Source organism: Nocardia speluncae NBRC 108251 (assembly GCF_001613245.1).
Classification (GTDB): Bacteria; Actinomycetota; Actinomycetes; order Mycobacteriales; family Mycobacteriaceae; genus Nocardia; species Nocardia speluncae.
Window position 1 is genome coordinate 284,343 of the sequence record NZ_BDBZ01000002.1, and the last position, 16,406, is coordinate 300,748.

At 66.5% G+C, this 16,406-nt stretch carries 17 protein-coding genes; 8 read left to right on the top strand and 9 right to left on the bottom strand.

Features of this window, described 5'->3' with window-relative positions:
• Positions 1 to 6 precede the first annotated feature (6 nt).
• From ectB to NS6_RS04135, 8 genes are all read right to left on the bottom strand, one after another.
• Entirely contained in the window at positions 7 to 1,266 is a 1,260-nt protein-coding gene (ectB, locus tag NS6_RS04100) for a diaminobutyrate--2-oxoglutarate transaminase (protein WP_068036501.1), read from the bottom strand.
• Positions 1,266 to 1,877, bottom strand: coding sequence for a diaminobutyrate acetyltransferase (ectA, locus tag NS6_RS04105; RefSeq protein ID WP_084470600.1), 612 nt, complete (start codon positions 1,875 to 1,877; stop codon positions 1,266 to 1,268). Before ectA ends, ectB begins: the two co-directional genes overlap by 1 nt.
• Before the next feature lie 72 nt (positions 1,878 to 1,949).
• Positions 1,950 to 3,044, bottom strand: a complete 1,095-nt coding sequence (locus NS6_RS04110) for a sensor histidine kinase (protein WP_068036503.1) — start codon at positions 3,042 to 3,044, stop codon at positions 1,950 to 1,952.
• 3 nt (positions 3,045 to 3,047) lie between these two features.
• Positions 3,048 to 3,761, bottom strand: a complete 714-nt coding sequence (locus NS6_RS04115) for a response regulator transcription factor (RefSeq protein WP_068036505.1) — start codon at positions 3,759 to 3,761, stop codon at positions 3,048 to 3,050.
• A 159-nt stretch (positions 3,762 to 3,920) separates the two neighbouring features.
• Positions 3,921 to 4,226, bottom strand: coding sequence for a hypothetical protein (locus NS6_RS04120; protein ID WP_068036507.1), 306 nt, complete (start codon positions 4,224 to 4,226; stop codon positions 3,921 to 3,923).
• 211 nt (positions 4,227 to 4,437) lie between these two features.
• Positions 4,438 to 5,547 (bottom strand): PP2C family protein-serine/threonine phosphatase, encoded by a 1,110-nt coding sequence (locus tag NS6_RS04125; protein ID WP_068036509.1) that lies wholly within the window; start codon positions 5,545 to 5,547, stop codon positions 4,438 to 4,440.
• 133 nt (positions 5,548 to 5,680) lie between these two features.
• Complete coding sequence (locus NS6_RS04130) at positions 5,681 to 7,054, bottom strand: FAD-dependent oxidoreductase (RefSeq protein ID WP_068036511.1); 1,374 nt, start codon at positions 7,052 to 7,054, stop codon at positions 5,681 to 5,683.
• Between the two features lie 474 nt (positions 7,055 to 7,528).
• On the bottom strand, positions 7,529 to 9,070 hold the full coding sequence (locus NS6_RS04135; protein ID WP_068036513.1) for a flavin-containing monooxygenase: 1,542 nt from the start codon (positions 9,068 to 9,070) through the stop codon (positions 7,529 to 7,531).
• A gap of 554 nt (positions 9,071 to 9,624) precedes the next feature.
• On the opposite strand from NS6_RS04135, the gene NS6_RS04140 reads away from it, so the two are divergent.
• The 6 genes from NS6_RS04140 (at position 9,625) to NS6_RS04165 (ending at position 14,591) form a co-directional block, all read left to right on the top strand.
• Entirely contained in the window at positions 9,625 to 9,933 is a 309-nt protein-coding gene (locus NS6_RS04140) for a hypothetical protein (RefSeq protein ID WP_068037895.1), read from the top strand.
• 313 nt (positions 9,934 to 10,246) lie between these two features.
• A complete protein-coding gene (locus tag NS6_RS04145; RefSeq protein ID WP_068037899.1) occupies positions 10,247 to 10,639 on the top strand; it encodes a DUF779 domain-containing protein in 393 nt (130 codons plus the stop codon).
• 191 nt (positions 10,640 to 10,830) lie between these two features.
• The gene (locus tag NS6_RS04150) at positions 10,831 to 13,176 is read left to right on the top strand and encodes a sensor histidine kinase (protein WP_068037902.1); all 2,346 of its coding nucleotides are present in this window, start codon (positions 10,831 to 10,833) and stop codon (positions 13,174 to 13,176) included.
• A complete protein-coding gene (locus NS6_RS04155) occupies positions 13,177 to 13,596 on the top strand; it encodes a roadblock/LC7 domain-containing protein (protein WP_068036516.1) in 420 nt (139 codons plus the stop codon).
• A gap of 19 nt (positions 13,597 to 13,615) precedes the next feature.
• Positions 13,616 to 13,990 carry a DUF742 domain-containing protein gene (locus NS6_RS04160; RefSeq protein WP_033241831.1) on the top strand — a complete coding sequence of 125 codons (375 nt, stop codon included), beginning with the start codon at positions 13,616 to 13,618 and terminating at the stop codon, positions 13,988 to 13,990.
• Positions 13,971 to 14,591, top strand: a complete 621-nt coding sequence (locus tag NS6_RS04165) for a GTP-binding protein (protein ID WP_051157594.1) — start codon at positions 13,971 to 13,973, stop codon at positions 14,589 to 14,591. Before NS6_RS04160 ends, NS6_RS04165 begins: the two co-directional genes overlap by 20 nt.
• A gap of 111 nt (positions 14,592 to 14,702) precedes the next feature.
• On the opposite strand, the gene NS6_RS04170 is transcribed toward NS6_RS04165, so the two are convergent.
• A complete protein-coding gene (locus NS6_RS04170; RefSeq protein ID WP_084470602.1) occupies positions 14,703 to 15,107 on the bottom strand; it encodes an NUDIX hydrolase in 405 nt (134 codons plus the stop codon).
• An 84-nt stretch (positions 15,108 to 15,191) separates the two neighbouring features.
• Between NS6_RS04170 and NS6_RS04175 the strand changes: the two genes are divergently transcribed.
• Complete coding sequence (locus tag NS6_RS04175) at positions 15,192 to 15,602, top strand: Rv3143 family two-component system response regulator (RefSeq protein ID WP_068036526.1); 411 nt, start codon at positions 15,192 to 15,194, stop codon at positions 15,600 to 15,602.
• Between the two features lie 354 nt (positions 15,603 to 15,956).
• The gene (locus NS6_RS04180) at positions 15,957 to 16,337 is read left to right on the top strand and encodes an NADH-quinone oxidoreductase subunit A (RefSeq protein ID WP_068036529.1); all 381 of its coding nucleotides are present in this window, start codon (positions 15,957 to 15,959) and stop codon (positions 16,335 to 16,337) included.
• Positions 16,338 to 16,406: the final 69 nt, after the last annotated feature.

Below are 16,406 nucleotides of genomic sequence, written 5' to 3' on the forward strand. Positions count from 1 at the left end.
TTCCTCTCAGCTGCAGACGGTTTCGACGGCATCGCCCAGGATGCGCAGACCGTGGTCCAGTTCGTCGTCGGCGATGGTCAACGGCGGCAGCAGTTTCACAACTTCGTCCGACGCCCCGGAGGTCTCGGCCAGCAGGCCACGCTCGAACGCGACCTGGCAAACCTTCCCGGCCTGCGAGGCATCGTCGAAGACCAGGCCGTGCACCAAGCCGCGGCCCCGAGTCGAAATTCCCGGTGCGGCCGCGGCGATATCGTTCAACGCCGTGGCCACCCGCTTACCCTTGGCTCCGGTGGACTTCTCCAATACATCATCGGACCAATAGTGCTCGAGCGCCACCTGTGCGGTCACGAAGGACGGATTGTTACCCCGGAAGGTGCCGTTGTGTTCGCCCGGTGACCACACATCGTGTTCCGGCTTGAACAGCACCAGCGCCATAGGCAGGCCGTAACCGCCGATCGACTTGGACAGGGTGACGATATCGGGGGTGATCCCGGCGGTTTCGAAGGAGAAGAACGGGCCGGTGCGACCGCAACCCATCTGCACATCGTCGACGATGAGCAGGATGCCGCGGGCGGAGCACAACGAAGCCAGATGCCGCAGCCATTCGGCGCGGGCCAGATTCACACCGCCCTCACCCTGCACCGTTTCCACGATCACGGCGGCCGGGCGGTCCAGGCCGGAGGAAGAATCGTCGAGCACCCGCTCCATCCACTGGAAGTCCGCGGTGGTGCCGTCGAAGTAGCCGTCGTAGGGCATCGGTGTCGCATGGTGGAGCGGAACACCGGCACCCGCGCGCTTCATGGCGTTACCGGTCACCGACAGTGCGCCCAGCGTCATCCCGTGGAATGCGTTGGTGAAGCTGAGGATGCTCTGACGGCCGGTCACCTTGCGGGCCAGCTTCAGCGCCGCTTCCACCGCGTTGGCGCCGGTCGGACCGGGGAACTGCACCTTGTAGTCCAGGCCGCGCGGCGCCAGCAGGGTATCGCGGACGGTTTCCAGCAGTTTGCGCTTGGCCACGGTCGACATGTCCAGGCCGTGGGTAATGCCGTCACCGGCCAGGTAGTCGATCAGCGCGGTCTTGAGCAGGGGGTTGTTGTGCCCGTAGTTCAGCGCGCCCGCGCCGGCGAAGAAATCGAGGAAATCCCGGCCGTTCTCGTCGCGAAGCCAGGCACCCTGGGCGGTCTCGAACACCGCGGGCCAGGAGCGGCAGTAGCCGCGAACGTTGGATTCAAGGTCGTCGAAGATCGTCGTTTCAGGGGTAATCATCAGTGATCCCTTTCGTTTTTACGGGCGATCGGGGAAATGGTGTAGAGGTCCTCGGCGGCGTGACTGTCCGGGAACACATCCGGTTCGAACAGTTCGCTGCGCACCATTTCTGCGTCGCGGCGGCGGGCCAGCGAGGCGAACATGGCGATCGAGGCGGGATTATCGGGGGACACGGTGGTCTCCAGCGCGTTTACGTCACCGCCGGCCGAATGATCCGGCGCGGTGACGGTGGCGACCAACCAGTCCAGCATGGCGACCCCGGTTCCGCGGCCACGCTGGTCGGCGTCCACGGCGACCTGCCAGACGAACAGGGTGCCGGACGCGTCGGGTCTCAGGTAGCCGGTGACAAAGCCGACGACACGGCCGTCGCTCTCGGCCACCACCGAGGTGGCGGCGAAATCTCGGCACCACAAAAGATAGGAATAGCTCGAATTGACGTCCAGGACCTGCGACTCGTCGGCGATCTGCCACAATCGCGCGGCGTCCGTGATCCGCGGTGCGCGCAAGCTCACGCCGGTACTGGCGGGCTCCGCATCGGTCGCGGCGGACGAAGTGGTCGAGCCGGTGCCGGTCGAACCGGCGGTCTGCGTGGACTCAGTGTGTAAGGACATACAACTCCGATGTCTGCTTGCAGTACTTTCCCAGGCTTACGAATCAACTTTGAGGTAGCCTGGTCGAGTTCTTTACGATTGTGTTACAGGCTGATGACGCCCCTCTCGATCGATGGCAGGAAGCCGGATGACGAATCGGGCGCCCCCTCCGGGGCGTTCCGTACATTCGACCCGGCCACGGTGAGTGGACACGGTCTCGGCGACGAGCGCCAGGCCTATTCCGGTACCACCGGTGGTGGACCGGCGGCTGTTGCGGGAAGTCGCGAAGCGTTCGAAAATTCGGTCGCGGTCGGCCCGTGCGACCCCGGGACCGGCGTCGTCGATCTCGATGACGGCCTCCGGGCCGTCGCGGCGCACTGTCACCGCCACCGCGCCCCCACCGTGCCTGTCGGCATTCTTCAACACGTTCAGCAGGGCGCGCTCCAACTCCAGTTTACGGCCCAGCACCGTGACGCGGTCGGCGACTGTGAGCAGTTCGGCAGGCCGGTGACTGTCGCGCAACGTGTGTACCAGCAGATCTCCCACCGAAACGGGATCTGCATCACCGTGATGCATACCCGCCTCCACCCGCGCCAGAGCGAGCAGATCATCGAGCAGCCGACGCAGGTGTTCCACCTCGGCGCTCACCAGATCCAACGCTTGCCGAGACCGCGGAGGGAGTTCCGCGCGCGAGCGTTCCAGCACTCCCACCGCGGTGGTCAACGTGGTCATCGGGGTGCGCAGTTCATGGCTCACATCGCCGAAGAGGCGGTGTTCGCGATCGATGCGACGTTGCAACGAATCGACCATCCGGTTGAACGAGGCGACCGTGCTTGCGAGGTCCTGGTCATTGCTGTCCGGCAGGCGAGTGCCCAGTTCACCGGAAGCGATCAGAGCGGCCGCTTCGGCGACGTCACGCAGTGGTTTGAGCATGCGCCGGCTCACCCCGACCCCGACGGCGGCGCCGACTAGCGCCGCGGCGACGGCGCACCCCACCAGCAGTGCCGGACGGTGATGCAGCCGCTCGCTGAAGGTGCGGCTCTCATCGCTGATCACAGCAAACACCGCCAGTACGAGTACCAGCGCCATCAGGCCGGACGACGCCGCAAACGCAGTCGTCACCCGGCTGCGCAGGCTCCAGCGCCCCGGACCGCGTTCGACCCGGGCCGCATTCGTGATGCCGACCATCGTTCAGCGCTGCACGTCCAGCCGGTAACCGAGGCCACGGACGGTGACCACGATCTGCGGTTCGGAGGGATCGCGCTCGATTTTGGTCCGCAATCTGCGCATGTGGACATCCACGATTCGCTCGTCACCGAAGAAACCCCGGTCCCAGACGCGCTCCAGCAGAACATCGCGGCTCAGGACCCGCCCCGGGGCATCTGCCAGTTCACACAGCAGCCGGAATTCGGTGATGGTTAGGTTGATCTCCTCGTCGCCGCGGCGGACGGCGCCACCCTCGGGTGAGAGGATCAGGGGCGCGGCGGGGTCGGCGTCCAGAACGACCTCGATCGGCGCCGTGTCGCGTTCCACCGACAGCCGCGCGCGGCGCCGTAGAGCGCGCATGCGTGCGGTAATTTCCTTGATCTCGAACGGTTTGGTGACGAAATCGTCGGCGCCGGCCTCCAGGGCAGCCACCACATCGTGAGTATCGTCACGTGCGCTCACCACAATGATCGGCACGTCATGGTCGCGGCGGATCTCCCGGATACAGGTGAATCCGTCCATTCCGCCGAGCATCAGATCGACGATCATCACATCTGGTACACCGATCGTCCGCAGATGGGTGAGCGCGGCCTCGGCTTCCTCGGCCTCCGCGACGTCGTAGCCTTCGTCCTCCATGGCCAGGCGTAAAGCACCCCGGACCCGGTCGTCGTCTTCCACGATCATCAGGTTCGCGCTCAATTTTCAATCCCTTGCAGACGCACGTGGCGTGCCGCGGCGTGGGTTCGCATCCCCAAACCGACGCGACAGCCCACTACTCAGTTTACTCGAGCAACCTTCCGGTTATACGAGTAGCCGCAATGCCTGCGAAGTAAACCCCCCAAGTGAAATGACTCACTGTCAGATGTCGCGCGCATGCTCCAAACGGAAGAAGTTGCTCGGAGTACCGTCGGCGCGGTGTTCCTGATAACGAAAGCTCAGTTTGCGTGCGTCGAAGGTGGCGAACCAGTCGGCCCAGCCGACCGGCTGGAGGACCGCTCCACCGTAGTGCGGAAAGTCCAGGCGTAGGACCCCCACCTCGCCGTTGTACTGACTGCCGGGCGTCGTCGCCGGAGTGGCACCGCGCCGCTGGGCCCACTGACGGATGATCTCATGATTCGTGGTGACCATGGTTGTTCCGGGAGCGGCGGAAAGGCCACCCTTCATGACGAACCTCCTTGCGGTAGGTGCGTACGTGCTCACCGTGCGACCCTCGTGGTCACACCGGCTTTCCGGACTTGTACCCGACTTCGCACTCTTGCAAACACAACGGACAAGCAACTGTCCTGTATGTCCGCACCGTCGACCCGGCAACTGAAGATCCCCGCCCTCAGCAGCCCCTCCGGTTTGCCGAAGGTTCGCCGCGACCGGGAAACGGTCACCTGCCGTCGGAAATCGGCGCCAGAGCCACTGTGATGTTATCGCTCCCCCCGCAGACCACCGCGTAGTCGACGAGCGCCCGCGCGCCGTCACTCGTCGGCATCCCGAGTGCGCGTTGGGACAGCTCGGCCGGACCGGGCAGGTAGTTCCACAGACCGTCGGTGCACAGCAGCAGCGAACCCGGACCGTCCACGTAGTAGGACCGGATACTGTCACCCGACCAGGGCTGCTGCCCGGCGTCCGCACCCAGCCAGCGCATCAGGGTATGCGCGCGCGGATCGGCCATCGCTGCCTGCTCGTCCATCGCACCCGCTTCGATCAGCGTCTGCGCCCACGAATCGTCGACCGTCAGTTTCTGCGGACCGGCTAGCGGACCGGAATGCCCCGGCCCTGCCGGGTGCTCGGAAACCTGGTCCCCAGCGGCCAGCCAGTAGGCACGGCTGTCGCCGATATTCGACACGGTAACCGATACCCGGCCGTCGGCCTCGGTGCGCACGATCGCCGAAACATAGGTGCACGACGGAGCGTCCCCGTCCGGCCCGACCAGATTGCGCACCGCCTCCGAAGCGGCCGCCATTCCCGCGGCCGTGGCCTCCTCGGCCGTCCGGTCCTCGGCGAGCGCGGCGAGGCAGGCATCCACACCGGTGCGTACGGCGGTGCCGGAGGCCGCCTGCGGATCCGGCGAGGATGACACGCCATCGCACACCACCAGGACGAGAGTCTCCGGTTGCCCGCTGTCGTCGGGCACCACCGCTGCGGCCACGGCATCCTCGTTACGGGCATGCACGATGCCACGGTCGGTGACCAGTCCGGCCACCCCGAGATCGGCCTCGAACCGATCCTGAAGGCGATGCGGATGGTCACAGACGGGGCAGCGCGGGCCGCGTCCCTCGGTCCCGCAGTGCACACAGACCACTTCCGCCAGGCCATCGTCCGGTAACGCCACCCGGTGGACCCCCGGCGTGACGGCCTGGCGCGGAACTGTCCGTTCCGCGGCCGCGGCCCGGCGACGGGTGTCCAAGGTATCGCGCACCGCCGGCATGGGTTCGGTCACCGCGTCGAGGATATCGCCCGATTCGGCGCCCCCAGCGTTCGTCTCCCGGTTCATCCGGCCACCACACTGTCGAGTAGTTCCCGGCGCCCCCCGACCCGGATACCGCGAGTCCGCACACCGCCCCCCTTCATTCGACCCGTTCCGTTCTGACGATCGACGATAGTACGCGGTGAACGGGCGGGCGCGTTCATCCGCGCTCCCCAACCGCGCGAACGGCTTTGCGGGCCGCCACCAGGACCGGGTCCCAGACCGGCGAGAACGGCGGGGCGTACCCCAGATCGAGTGCGGTCATCTGTGTCACGGTCATCCCCGCGGTCAGCGCGACCGCCGCGATATCGACCCGCTTACCGGCGCCTTCCAGGCCTACGATCTGCACGCCGAGCAGGCGTCCGGTAATGCGTTCGGCCAGCATCTTGACCGTCATCGGTGCCGGGTCCGGGTAATATCCGGCACGACTGGTGGATTCGATCGTCGCCGTCACATATTGCAGACCGGCGGCACGGGCATCCTTCTCCCGCAACCCGGTTCGCGCCACCTCGAGATCGCACACCTTGCTCACCGCGGTACCGACCACACCGGGAAAGGTCGCGTAACCGCCACCGATATTGGCGCCGATGGTCTGGCCGTGCTTGTTGGCGTGGGTTCCCAGAGGGATATGGCGGCGCATACCGGAGACGAGGTCGAGCACCTCCACGCAATCACCCCCGGCCCAGATATTCTCGTGACCGAGAACCCGCAGGGCGGTATCGGTCAGGATCCCACCGTGTCCGCCGATCGGTAATCCGGCCGCGCGGGCCAGTTCGGTCTCCGGGTCGACCCCGATCCCGAGCACCACCACATCCGCGGGGTACTCGCTGCTGCCGGCGACCACGGCGCAGGCCCGGCCGTCGGCACCGGTCGATATCCCGGTCACCTCCCGGCCGCCGGCCACCACGATGTCCAGGCCACTCAGCGCGTCGCGAACCAGAGCTCCCATATCGGGATCCAGCGTCGACATCGGTTCGGACCCGCGGTGCACGACGGTGACCTCGAAACCGCGGCGGATCAGGGCCTCCGCCATCTCGACCCCGATATATCCCGCACCGACCACTACGGCACGGCGACCGCCGGTGGCGGCCAGGGCCGCGATGAGCGCCTCGCCGTCGTCCAGCGTCTGCACGCCGTACACACCCGGCGCACCGATGCCGGGTAGCGGCGGACGGATGGGCCGGGCGCCGGTCGCGAGCACGAGTTGGTCGTAGCCGGTCCATGTTTCGACGCCGGTTGCCAGATCACGGCTACGCACCCGGCGGCCCGCGATATCGAGTTCGACGACCTCGCTGCGTAACCGCACGTCGATCGCCCGCGCCCGGTGCTCGGCCGGCGTGCGCGCGATCAACTGATCTCTGTCGCGGACCTGCCCGCCGACCCAGTACGGGATCCCGCACGCGGAGTACGACGTGAAATGCCCGCGTTCGAACACCACGATCTCGAGGTCGCCGGCATTCCGGTACCGGCGTGCCTGGGCGGCCGCCGACATGCCGGCCGCGTCACCGCCGACGATCACCAACCGCTCGGTCATACGATCAACCTACCCAGTCGGCCGCGGTTCCCCGCGACACCACCGGCAACCGCCGCCCGTACCACCGGATGACAGGCGCCCACTGTAGTTCGTGTTGCTCACCGACCCACGATGAACAACCTGCCGACGAGAGCTTTTCCCTCATGAGTGGGTACGCACCGAGCCCGGCCCATCGAGGACACCTGCACCGCGGCCGCGACCGGGGCCCGGGCGGGCCCGTGGCCGGTACTGCTCGGACCGGCCGCATCGCCGAGTCTGCGTATGCACGGGCAGGCTACCGGGGTCACCTGCGGCCTGCCTGAGCCGGGCCGCGCAATCGCTACGCCGACCTGCTGTGCTCGTCCTCGGTCCCCGCGCCGACTCACCATGCCTGCGACGAACTCGCTGGTATCCGGGCCGAACTCCTCGTCCGGGCGGCGCCGGATTCCTCGGACCGGGCTCACGACCTGGCCGGTAGCCGGTGATTGCGCGGCCTCAGTCGGTGCGAGAGCCGATCAGCGGGAGCCGGCCCATGGCCGTGCGGGCCGCGCGACGGGGGCCGGTGGTCGATCGGCCGGTGCTGTCGGTGAAGGTCAGGACACCGTCCTCGATCGGGCTCTTACGCAAATAGGCGCGGTCACGGAAATAGCTGTTGACCACCTTCCACGGTCCGCCGGTGCCCTGTCGGGGCATCACCGCGTCGCCGCGCTGGATATATCCGGAACTGAGCGCACCGCCCATCACCGAAACTTCGGAGCGGTCGCCGGGGTGTGCGTTCGCCACGAACCGCGTGTATCCGCGGTCCCGCATCCGGTTGAGCACCTTGCAGAAGTATTCGGCGGCGAGGTCGGCCTTCAGGGTCCACGACGCATTGGTGTACCCGAGGACCATCAGCGCGTTCGGTACACCGTCCAGCAGCGCCCCCTTGTACATGACCCGCTCCCGGGTCACCACCGGTTCCTCGTCGACTTCCAGAGTTGCGCCGCCCAGGATCTGGATGGTCAGGCCGGTGGCGCAGACGACGATATCGGCGCCGATCTCGGTGCCCGAGGAGAGGCGGATTCCGTTCTCGGTGAACGCGTCGATGGTGTCGGTGACGACGGACGCCTGTCCACGGCGAAGTGCTTTGAACAGGTCGCCGTCGGGTACTACGCACAACCGCTGATCCCAGGGCGCATAGTCCGGGCTGAAATGCCGCATATCGATACCGGGGCCGACCGCCATACGAACCCAGTTCAGAAACATTTTCCGGGCCAGGGCCGGCTGCTTCCGCGAGAGCTGATAGCTGGCCTGCTGGACGGCGATATTGCGCGCGCGACCGACCTGGTAGGTGAGACCGGCCGGGGATTTGACCTTCGTGAGGCCGATCGCGACCGGATCGTCGGCCGGAATCGAGGCGATATAGCTGGGTGAGCGCTGCAGCATCGTCACATGGCCGGCTTCGGCAACCATCGACGGCACCAGGGTGATGGCAGTGGCCCCGCTGCCGATCACTACGACCTTCTTCCCTCGGTAGTCGAGGTCCTCGGGCCAGTGCTGGGGGTGGACGATCTGCCCGGTGAAATCGTCTTCCCCCAGGAACGACGGCCGGTAGCCCTTGTCGTAGTCGTAGTAGCCGGTGCAGCCGACCAAGAACCCGGCGGTCCACAATTCTTCGGCGCCGGTCGCTTCGTCGACGCCCCGGACGGTCCACCGGTTATCCGCACTGGACCAGCTCGCCGAAACCACTTTCCGGCCGAAGTGGATATGTGGAGTGACCCCGTACTCGTCGGCGGTCTCCTCGATATAGCGGCGGATCCCGGCACCATCGGCGAGCATCTTGGTTCCGCGCCAGGGCCGGAAACCGTAGCCGAACGAATACATATCGGAATCCGATCGGATCCCGGGGTATCGGAACAGGTCCCAGGTTCCGCCGATGGCGGTCCGCCGTTCCAGGACCGCGTAGCTGCGCCCGGTGTTCTCCTTCTCCAGGTGACAGGCCACATCGATACCGGACAGACCGGCTCCGATGATCAGTACGTCGACATGCCGCGTCATTGCGTTCCTCGTCTGCTTCGTGCCGGGTTCGTCGTCGACCGTGACGGACGCACCTTTTACATGTTACCGAGGGTAGCTGATATCAGTGCGGAAGCGGGCACGCCCCCACAGAGCAGGTCGAGAATCTTGCACTCACCGCGCACCTCCCCACGCCCGGACTCAGCTCCCTCCGACCTTCGACGAACCGAGCCGCCCCGGCGAACTCCCGGCCGGCAGCACCGGGTCGCGAAGGGCATATTCAGCAGGGACGTGTTCAGCCGGACCCGTCCGGCGTTCTCCGCCGCCGGCATCAGCGCCCGAAACGACGCACCCGGCCGAGATGGCCGGTTACGCCGATCACGTCATATCCCGGCCACTCGGCCCAGCGGCATTTACGCACCCGGTCGCGGCGCGAATCCGGCACGACCGCATCGCGACCGAACCGGAGTTCCGTCGGTGATCTCACATCTTCTGCAAACCCCGCGCCGCCTCCGGGCCGGCGAGCCCGCGGACATAGGCTGGGCATACGTCCCGGGCAGGCGCGGCGCCGGCCCGAGCCACCAGGAGGAATGTCGATGAACACCACCAAAACCCGGTTCGCTCTGCTGGCCGCGACCGCAGCGCTCGCATTGGCCGGGTGCACCGAGATCGAGCAGGCGCTGAACAAAGGCGGCGACACCCCCTGCCGCGAATACATCGCGCAAGATCAGGAAACCAAACGCGTCACCATCACCAAGTTCCTCGAGGAACAGCACGGACAGGCGCCGACCGGCACGAATGTCGACCTGTCGATGGCCGCCGCCGACGGCCTGTGCACCGTCCAGGCCAATGCCGATACCCCCATCGAGCGGGCCGACCTGGCCGGTATCTTCATCCGGAAATAGTCGGCGGCTGCCACACCTTTCTTCGCCGGCCCGGAAGCCCGAGCAGCCTATCGCGCTTGCGCAACCATTTGCCCTATACCACAAGCATTTTCACCGCGCCACCGACACCCCTTCGCCTCCGGAACCGGGATACGCAAGAATGTGTTCGCAAAAGTGCTGGCGAAGTACCGATCCGGCTACCGGGCTACGGCGAGAGCCGGAATCGGTGCGCACGGGCGGCGCCGGCGCCGGAAACTAGGTGCAAGGAGCGCGCAATGTTTCATCGGATCGAATCGGTGGCGCCGCGGTACCGTGGCGTGGCGCGGAGTTCCTGATGGCGTATCGCAGCGACCGGGTGGCGGTAACCGACAGGGCGCGCAACGCGTTACGAGAATTGATCGAACAGCACGGCCCCATCCTGCTCTACCTGCCCGACCTCGACAGGGACGAACCGGCACCCGACTGGCTGCCCATCCGCGATTTCCGGGCAGGCGAAGGCGATACTCTCTTCGGCCGACTTGCCTGGCATACCGAACTGTGGATGAGTGCCCAGGCGCACAAGCATTTCGAACGCGACCACCTGACCGTGGACGTCCCCGCCGATACCGGGCCACCGGCGGGCGGTGGGGAACCCGCAGCGGATACCGCGGTCTTTCTGCTGCGCACCCGCCGGCTCAGCGCCGCCGAGGCCGCCGCCTCCGAGACCCGCAAACGTAGCCGGGGCTGAACCGCCCGGTCATCGTCTCCACCGGCAGGACGAGAATTCCGGCCTGGGCGCTACGGTTCTCGGCCGCCGCTGCCACAGTTCGATCACGGGTACGGTCGCGGCTTACACCGCTGCCGGTCGCGAGGTCGAAGGGAGTCCTGTTCAATGGGATTCGATGTGCCGGAAGCGGGTCGAAAGGTTACTTTGTGGCGATGTTCAGAGCGAGGCTCGGTGTCCGCGCCCGGATCCTGGCGATCGCGCTCATCCCGAGTTTGACCTTGTTGGTGGTCGGTGTGGGCGCGACCGGCTACCTGATCGACCAGGGCCAGCACGACCGCCAGGTAACCGAGGCGATGCGGGCGGCCTCCGGTCCCACCCGCACGGTGTACGAAATCGTTCAGAACGAACGCCGGCTCACCCTCGCCTACCTCGCCGGTGATTCGGCCGCTGCCGATGCGCTGGCCGCCGTACGGCCCGGCAGCGAACAGGCGCTGCGCGGCCTCCTCGACGCTTCCCAGCAACTGCGCAGCCTGCAACCCGACCAGATCACCGACGATGTCGGCTCGTTCGCCACGCTCATCCAGCAACTGGGCAATATCCGGGGCGCGGTCGACAGCCGCGCGGTCTCCGCGGGTGACGCCTATACCTTCTACGCGCGTCTGCTCGACGCACTCGCGATCGGTGCGCAGGTTTCGCAGTCCTTCGCACCGGATGCGCATTCGGCCACTCAACTCACCCTCGCGACCCGCATCATGCACATGCTCGAGGCCACATCCCGCAGCCGTGCGCTGGCCGGGGCGGCGCTGCAATCCGGCCGGCCGGTGGCACTGCCCGAGGAGTACATCCAGCAGACCGGCTTCTACCACACCGAATCAGCGCTGCTGGCCCGTGAGCTCGCCCCGGAACTCGGTGAGCGGCTGAACAATCTACTCAGCAGCCCGCAGTGGCAGCTGCTGACCCGCGCCGAGAACACCCTCATCGCCCGGAGTCTTTCCAGCGCAGGCAACGACTCCTCAGGTCTGCCGCCCGCCCAGTTCGCCGCCTGGCAGGATGCGGCCGGCCATCTCGATCACGAAATGCTCGAACTATGGGACGAGCAGAACACGGTCATGCAGCAGGCCTCGCTGGATGCCGCGGCCCGCACCACGACACAATCCCTGCTGATCGGGCTCGCCGTCCTGGTGATCTCCGCGGCGGCGTTCGGTATCTCCCTGGTGCTGGCCAACCGGTTCATCCACCGGTTGGTGCGGTTGCGCGACCATACACTGGCCCTCGCCGACGAGCGACTGCCGGATATCCTCGACCGGCTCCGCGCCGGAGAGGATATCGACGACGCCGCTACCGCGGCGCGACTCGATTTCGGCCACGACGAACTCGGTGCAGTGGCCACCGCATTCGAGCATGCGCACGCGGTGGCCGTTACTGCCGCCGTCACCGAGGCCCGCAACCGGGAAGGCGTCAAGTCGATCTTCCTGAACATCGCGCACCGCAGCCAAATCGTGGTGCACAAGCAACTGGAGATCCTCGACGAGGCCGAGCGGCGCGAAGAGGATCCGGCGATGCTGGATGTTTTGTTCAAACTCGACCATCTGGCCACCCGGGAGCGCCGTAACGCGGAGAACCTCATCGTGCTCGGCGGCGGGAAACCCGGCCGCCAGTGGCGCACCCCCGTACCGCTTGTGGATCTGGTGCGTAGCGCTGTCGGTGAAACCCAGGACTATCCCCGGGTGCGCCTGGCCCGGCTGCCCGAGCTGCGGGTGGCGGGTAGCGCGGTCGGCGATCTCATCCATCTGCTCGCCGAACTCGTCGACAACGCGACCTCGTTCTCCCCACCGCAGTCGCGTGTCCAGGTGACCGGTTCGGTCATCGGCAAGGGGGTGGCCGTCGAGATCACCGATCAAGGTATGGGAATCCCCGCCGACAGCCGCGACCGGCTCAACGAGATCCTGGAGAGCCCGCCCGATTTCGAAGTCGCCTCGCTGCAGCGGGATTCGCGGCTGGGAATCTTCGTGGTCGCGCAACTGGCCCACCGGCACGGTATCTCCGTACGGCTGTGGGAATCGGAGTACGGCGGTGTGCGCGCGGTCGTGATCATTCCGTCCGCGCTGCTCACCGACCCTGCCGAGGAGACCGCGCCGCTGACGGGTTTGACGCGACCGGCCGCCCCGGTCCCGCCCCCCGCACCCGAGGAACGCGCCGAGACCCCGACGGCCACCCTCGTCGAAGACCGCCCGCGGCCCGCCGCCCGTCCCGAACCGGCGCCTCCGGACGTCGCGGCGGCGGAGACCGGCGCAACCACCGGGGAACCGAAGGTTCTGCCCGACGGTCGTCCGGCTTTACCACGCCGCGCCAGGCAGGCTAAAGTCGCACCGCGACCGGAAGATTCGGGCGCCCAGCAGGCCGCAGCGGCACGGCCGCGCTCGGCCGAACAAGCCCGAGATCTGATGGCGGCGATCGAGAACGGTACTCGGCAGGGCCGCAGGCCTCTGCCCGCCACGGATTCCGGCGCCGCGAACCCGGCGCCGGATGGCATATCCCCGGATGAACAGGAAGGCTAAGTGTCAACTTCCACTCAAGGTGACCTGAACTGGCTGCTCGACGATCTCGTCGAGCGACTCGCGGGAGTCCGGCTGGCGGTCGTACTGTCCACCGACGGAATGCTGCTCGGCCACTCCTCGAAAATGGACCGCACCGAGGCAGAGCATTTCGCCGCGATGTCGTCGACCCTGCACGGCCTGGCCCGGAGTGCGGGCGCACGATTCGAGGGCGGTAGCGTACGGCAGGCGGTGATCGAACTCGATCGGGCCGTACTGTTCGTGACCTCCGCCGGCGATAACGCATGCATCGCGGTCCAGGCCGCGGCGGACGCCAACCTCGGCATGGTGGCCTACGAGATGAACCTGACCGTCCAGCGCGTCGGTACCCATCTCTCGACCAGTTCCCGCAGCGGAACCGGGGACCGACCACAGCAACCGTGAGAACAGCAGCGATACTGCGATGACCGGTACACGGGATTCCTGGTTCGACGATGATGCCGGGCCACTGGTGCGGCCGTATGCGATCACCCGGGGCCGGACCGTCGGTGCCGGACACGATCTGGATATGCTCACAATAGTGGTCAGAGCTCGCGGAGCCCCGCCCCTACGTCGTACCGAACCCGAATATCTCGATATCGTGCAGTTGTGCACAGAACCACAGACAGTGGCGGAGGTGGCAGCCGCCTTGAAACTGCCGCTGGCGGTGACCAAGATTCTCGTCGGAGATCTGATCGGTGACAGCCATCTGATCTTCCGGACTCCGGTGCAGATGGAGTCCGGACCCGGCGACTTCAACATATTGCGAGCGGTACTGGATGGAATCCGAAAAATTTGACCCTGCCCGGATCGACCCCGCGGCACCGGCCCTGGCCGCATCGGTCAAGGTCCTCATCGCCGGCGGCTTCGGCGTCGGCAAAACCACCATGGTGGCCTCGATCAGTGAGATTCCGCCGTTGCGGACCGAGGAGATGATCACCGAACTCAGTACGGGGATCGACGATCTGTCGGGTGTCGAGTCCAAGACCACCACGACGGTGGCGCTGGACTTCGGCCGGATCACCATCGACAAAGATCTGGTGCTGTATCTGTTCGGCACGCCGGGCCAGGACCGTTTCTGGTTCCTCTGGGACGAATTGGCACGGGGCGCGCTCGGCGCGGTGGTCCTGGCCGATACCCGCCGGCTCGGGAACTCCTTTGCCGCCATCGACTATTTCGAACGCCGCGGGCTACCGTTCCTCGTGGCGGTCAACTGCTTCGACGGCGCACCGCGCTACACCGTGGACGAGGTCCGGGACGCCCTCGATCTCGACGGCTCGATGCCGGTGATGCTCTGCGATGCCCGTGATCGGGTGTCGGCGAAGAATGTGCTGCTCAGCTTGATCGAGTACCTGATAGATCGGGCCACCCGGCCCGATCTGACGGCCAATCCCGGGTGATCTGCCGGCGGAGCCGTTCGCCGGCTCCGCCGGAGCGCGTCAGGACCGGAGGCGGTAGCACAGCGTAACCACGCAGGGCCCGCGCTCAGGTGCAACAGACACAGCCGATATTCAGCGCAGGGCGCCCGCCGCGTGCAGTTCGTCGAACAGCAGCTGATCCACCGGAGGTACGCGGGGTCGGTCGGCGTAGCCGAACCAGTCGATTTCGGAGATTTCGCTGCTCGCGGTCAGCTTTCCCCGGTAGTCGGCGCGGTAGCAGCTCATCCGCACCCGGGCCGCACCGTCGGCGGCCTCGTAGACGCCCACCGGCTCGACGGTTTCGGCGACGAGTGCGACGGTGAGCTCTTCGGCGATCTCGCGAACCAGGGTCTGTTCATCGGTTTCGCCCGATTCGCGTTTTCCGCCCGGGATGTAGAAGATTTCCTTGCCCGCCGGGCGGGCGCACAGGATCCGACCGTCCACGATCAGCACCCAGGCGACCGTATCGATGAGCTCACCGACCAATTCGTCCGTCACGCCGGCAGCTTAGACCAGCGCCGCGCGCGGGCCATATCGGCCAAGCTGCCCCCAACAGCACGGTCGCGGACGTACCATGCGGACGTGGCCGATGCGAATCTTCCCGCCGTGCTGCGGGTCCTGGTCTACAGCAACGACGCCGACACTCGGAGTCAGGTGATGCTGGCGCTCGGGCGCCGCCCGCATCCGGAGCTACCACCGCTCGAGTACCTCGAGGTCGCTACCGCTGCGGTGGTACTGGAGCGGATGGATGCCGGTGCTGCCGATCTCGCCGTTCTGGACGGTGAATCCGCCCCGGTCGGCGGGCTGGGCCTGGCCAAACAGCTCAAGGACGAGCTCGCCGAATGCCCGCCGCTGATCGTGCTCACCGGCCGCGCCGACGACGCGTGGCTGGCGAACTGGTCGCGCGCGGAGGCTGTCGCGTCCCACCCGATCGATCCACTACGACTTACCGAGATAGTGGTCGACCTGCTGCGGCGCCGCTCCGCCGCCTGAGCGCGTCAGGCCCTGAGGCCGTAGCGGAGCGTCACCACCAAGGGCTGCACTCAGGCGCAATCGACACAGCCTGAGCCGATTAGGTTCATTCGCTCATAAATCTCAGTCCCGAATTCGATCAAACCGGCCTGTGAATCCGCGTTCTTCCTGCCGCGACAGTTGTAGGCTGTGCTGTAGCTCACATGAGCGCGGGAGATGACATATAACCCATGCCACCGAAATCCTCCCCCAGCCCATTCCCGATTTCGGGGATGATCCGGCGGCGTGGGCCGTACCCATCGACCGCCCGACCCCGTTCGCGGGCGCCGCGGCACAACCGCGGGTCCGGAGTTCGCAAGGAGGGGAAGCGCAGTCGTGAACACCGAACTGCCGATATTGGTCCTCGGCGCGGTTGCCGCCGCGTTCGCGATCATCTCGATCCTGATCGCCGGCCTGATCGGCCCGAAACGCTATAACCGCGCAAAACTACAAGCCTACGAATGCGGTATCGAACCGACACCGCACGCGGTGGCCGGAGGCGCGGGAAGCACTACCGGACAACGCTTTCCGGTGAAGTACTACCTCACCGCAATGCTTTTCATCATTTTCGATATCGAGATCGTGTTCCTCTACCCATGGGCGGTCCATATCGATGCGCTCGGGGTGTTCGGCCTGGTCGCGATGGCATTGTTCATCGTCAATGTCTCGGTCGCCTACGCCTACGAATGGCGGCGCGGCGGCCTCGGCTGGGACTGAGCCGCGAACCTCCGATCAGCAGCGGTCCGCGTCGCGGCGTGGGCCCATAGCCCCAGGGAGTAGTCGGAT

What these genes read in the sequence shown, in the direction of transcription:
- NS6_RS04160 (WP_033241831.1), top strand. Translation starts at nt 13,616, where the DNA reads ATGACCGGTACACGGGATTCCTGGTTCGACGATGATGCCGGGCCACTG.
- NS6_RS04110 (WP_068036503.1), bottom strand. Translation starts at nt 3,044, where the DNA reads ATGGTCGGCATCACGAATGCGGCCCGGGTCGAACGCGGTCCGGGGCGC.
- ectA (WP_084470600.1), bottom strand. Translation starts at nt 1,877, where the DNA reads ATGTCCTTACACACTGAGTCCACGCAGACCGCCGGTTCGACCGGCACC.
- NS6_RS04130 (WP_068036511.1), bottom strand. Translation starts at nt 7,054, where the DNA reads ATGACCGAGCGGTTGGTGATCGTCGGCGGTGACGCGGCCGGCATGTCG.
- NS6_RS04120 (WP_068036507.1), bottom strand. Translation starts at nt 4,226, where the DNA reads ATGAAGGGTGGCCTTTCCGCCGCTCCCGGAACAACCATGGTCACCACG.
- ectB (WP_068036501.1), bottom strand. Translation starts at nt 1,266, where the DNA reads ATGATTACCCCTGAAACGACGATCTTCGACGACCTTGAATCCAACGTT.
- NS6_RS04135 (WP_068036513.1), bottom strand. Translation starts at nt 9,070, where the DNA reads ATGACGCGGCATGTCGACGTACTGATCATCGGAGCCGGTCTGTCCGGT.
- NS6_RS04165 (WP_051157594.1), top strand. Translation starts at nt 13,971, where the DNA reads ATGGAATCCGAAAAATTTGACCCTGCCCGGATCGACCCCGCGGCACCG.
- NS6_RS04150 (WP_068037902.1), top strand. Translation starts at nt 10,831, where the DNA reads ATGTTCAGAGCGAGGCTCGGTGTCCGCGCCCGGATCCTGGCGATCGCG.
- NS6_RS04125 (WP_068036509.1), bottom strand. Translation starts at nt 5,547, where the DNA reads ATGAACCGGGAGACGAACGCTGGGGGCGCCGAATCGGGCGATATCCTC.
- NS6_RS04140 (WP_068037895.1), top strand. Translation starts at nt 9,625, where the DNA reads ATGAACACCACCAAAACCCGGTTCGCTCTGCTGGCCGCGACCGCAGCG.
- NS6_RS04145 (WP_068037899.1), top strand. Translation starts at nt 10,247, where the DNA reads ATGGCGTATCGCAGCGACCGGGTGGCGGTAACCGACAGGGCGCGCAAC.